3 protein-coding genes are annotated in these 2,048 nt (G+C 44.0%); 2 read left to right on the top strand and 1 reads right to left on the bottom strand.

Features of this window, described 5'->3' with window-relative positions:
- Window positions 1-137, bottom strand: a 137-nt coding sequence (locus O9290_RS03505) for a helix-turn-helix domain-containing protein (RefSeq protein WP_288056396.1), incomplete at its 3' end; no start/stop codon positions are given.
- 109 nt (window positions 138-246) lie between these two features.
- On the opposite strand from O9290_RS03505, the gene tnpA reads away from it, so the two are divergent.
- Both tnpA and O9290_RS03495 read left to right on the top strand, forming a co-directional pair.
- Complete coding sequence (gene tnpA, locus O9290_RS03500) at window positions 247-618, top strand: IS200/IS605 family transposase (protein WP_353852119.1); 372 nt, start codon at window positions 247-249, stop codon at window positions 616-618.
- Between the two features lie 322 nt (window positions 619-940).
- The gene (locus O9290_RS03495) at window positions 941-1,891 is read left to right on the top strand and encodes an undecaprenyl-diphosphate phosphatase (protein WP_002758593.1); all 951 of its coding nucleotides are present in this window, start codon (window positions 941-943) and stop codon (window positions 1,889-1,891) included.
- Window positions 1,892-2,048 lie beyond the last annotated feature (157 nt).

The raw sequence follows: 2,048 nt of genomic DNA, 5'->3' as shown, positions 1-2,048 counted from the left end.
TTTCGAGAGTTTAACCAATCTTTCCGTTCTGAAAGAGCGTAATTATAAACGCTTTTGCAAACATCAAGAATGTGGATTATCTCCTGTTCCTGTTGTCTGTTTACCTTTAGTTTGTACTGGTAGGTAAGCGTTATCACTGTCGTTCGTTTCGTGATGTACAATTGAATTGTAACACTTACTGCCTAATATGTCAACCGATTACAATCATGGATTTCGCTCTGTTTATAGACTTACCGCTCACGTCGTATTCGTCATCAAATACCGGCCATTGCTATTAACGATGAAATCTTAGCCCGACTTAAAGAAATCTTTGTATCAACGCTCACAAAATGGGACAGCACATTACTTGATTTCAACGGTGAATCGGATTACGTTCACCTGATTATCGATGACAAACCTGACATCGCTTTATCCAAATTAATCGCTAACCTTAAAACAGTTAGTAGTCGCTTAATTAGAAAGGAATTTCTGGATTTGGCGGCAAAGTATTTCGACAACAAACCCTATTTTTGGACGGGAGCTTATTTCGTGGCCAGTTGTGGCGGCGTTACCATCGAACAACTAAAAAAATACGTCGAGAACCAAAACTCCCCAAAAGTGGAAACCCTACCGCGTTAGTTTTATTCTGGTGGCGATTCATCTCCCGTTAACCGCTACGCGGTTTAACGGGAGTCCTCTCGTTCCATTGAGATAGACAAAAGGCAGTAATATTGATTAGTTAATTTCCCCATCTCCCCCCGCAACGCGCACGAAGTGGTCTCCCCACACCCCACACCCCACACCCTACACCCAACCCCTTTTTTTACTGAAAAATGATGTTTTCCTTCCTGAAAAAAAGCTATTGAGATAGACAAAAGGCAGTAATATTGATTAGTTAATTTCCCCAACTCTCACACCCCACACCCCACACCCCACACCCAACCCCTTTTTTTACTGAAAAATGATGTTTTCCTTCCTGAAAAAAAGCTATAAATGGCTAGGACTAGCGATAATAACGGTGATTTTGGCGATTACACCCGCCGCCATTGCCCAATCAACCACTAGCGCCATACCTCTGGCAAAAATTAACTGGTTACAGGCGATTTTTTTGGGATTTGTGCAGGGAGTGACGGAATTTTTGCCGATTAGCAGTACCGCTCATCTAAAAGTGATTCCCGTCTTTTTGGGTTGGGGAGATCCCGGTGTCACCTATACGGCAGTGATTCAATTGGGCAGTATTGCGGCGGTATTGTCCTATTTTTGGCAGGATTTAAGGCAAATATCCACAGGAATGGTGAAAGCGGTGGCTAGTTCCGATTATCGTTCCCAGGATTTTCGTTTGGCCGTGGGGATTATCCTAGGCACAATTCCGATTGTTTTCTTCGGTTTGTTAATGAAACTTTTCATTCCCGATTTAGATAATTCCCCCCTGAGAAGCATGACAGCGATCGCCTGTGCCTCTATAGTCATGTCTTTACTCTTAGCTACGGCCGAAAAAATCGGGAAACATAAACGCAGTTTTGAGACTTTGCGACAAAAAGACGGGGTTTTAATGGGATTAGCCCAAGCTTTAGCCCTAATACCGGGGGTATCTCGTTCTGGGTCCACCTTAACTGCCGGGTTATTCATGGGTTTAGAAAGGGCCGTAGCGGCGCGATTTTCCTTTCTGCTGGGGATTCCGGCGATAACTTTAGCCGGTTTAGTGGAATTTAAAGGAGTTCTCGACCAGATTAACACCAGTGAATTAATTCCCCTCGCTATTGGGGTAATTTCCTCGGGGATATTTTCCTATCTTTCGATCGCTTGGTTATTAGATTATCTCAAAAAACAGAGTACCTGGGTTTTTGTCTGGTATCGTCTCTTTTTCGGGGTTACTATCCTGATTGGTGTGGCCTGGGGGCGTTTTTCCTGACCTTTTGGCATTCTAATTAGGGTTTGCGGCAAAAAGTTTTTCCTAGGGGCAGGGTGTAGGGTGTGGGGTGTGGGGTGTGGGGTTTTACCGATTTTGAGGGGGTCAATTACCTAATTTTCAGGGAAAAAGTCCCTGAATTTCCCCCTGATCACTCCCA

It is taken from the genome of Microcystis sp. LE19-41.2A, from assembly GCF_027530405.1.
Taxonomy (GTDB): domain Bacteria; phylum Cyanobacteriota; class Cyanobacteriia; order Cyanobacteriales; family Microcystaceae; genus Microcystis; species Microcystis aeruginosa.
The sequence above is the reverse complement of the archived record's forward strand: the minus strand, read 5'-3'. Positions and strand labels throughout refer to the sequence as shown.

Coding starts and splice junctions, on each gene's coding strand:
- O9290_RS03495 (WP_002758593.1), top strand. CDS start 941: ATGATGTTTTCCTTCCTGAAAAAAAGCTATAAATGGCTAGGACTAGCG.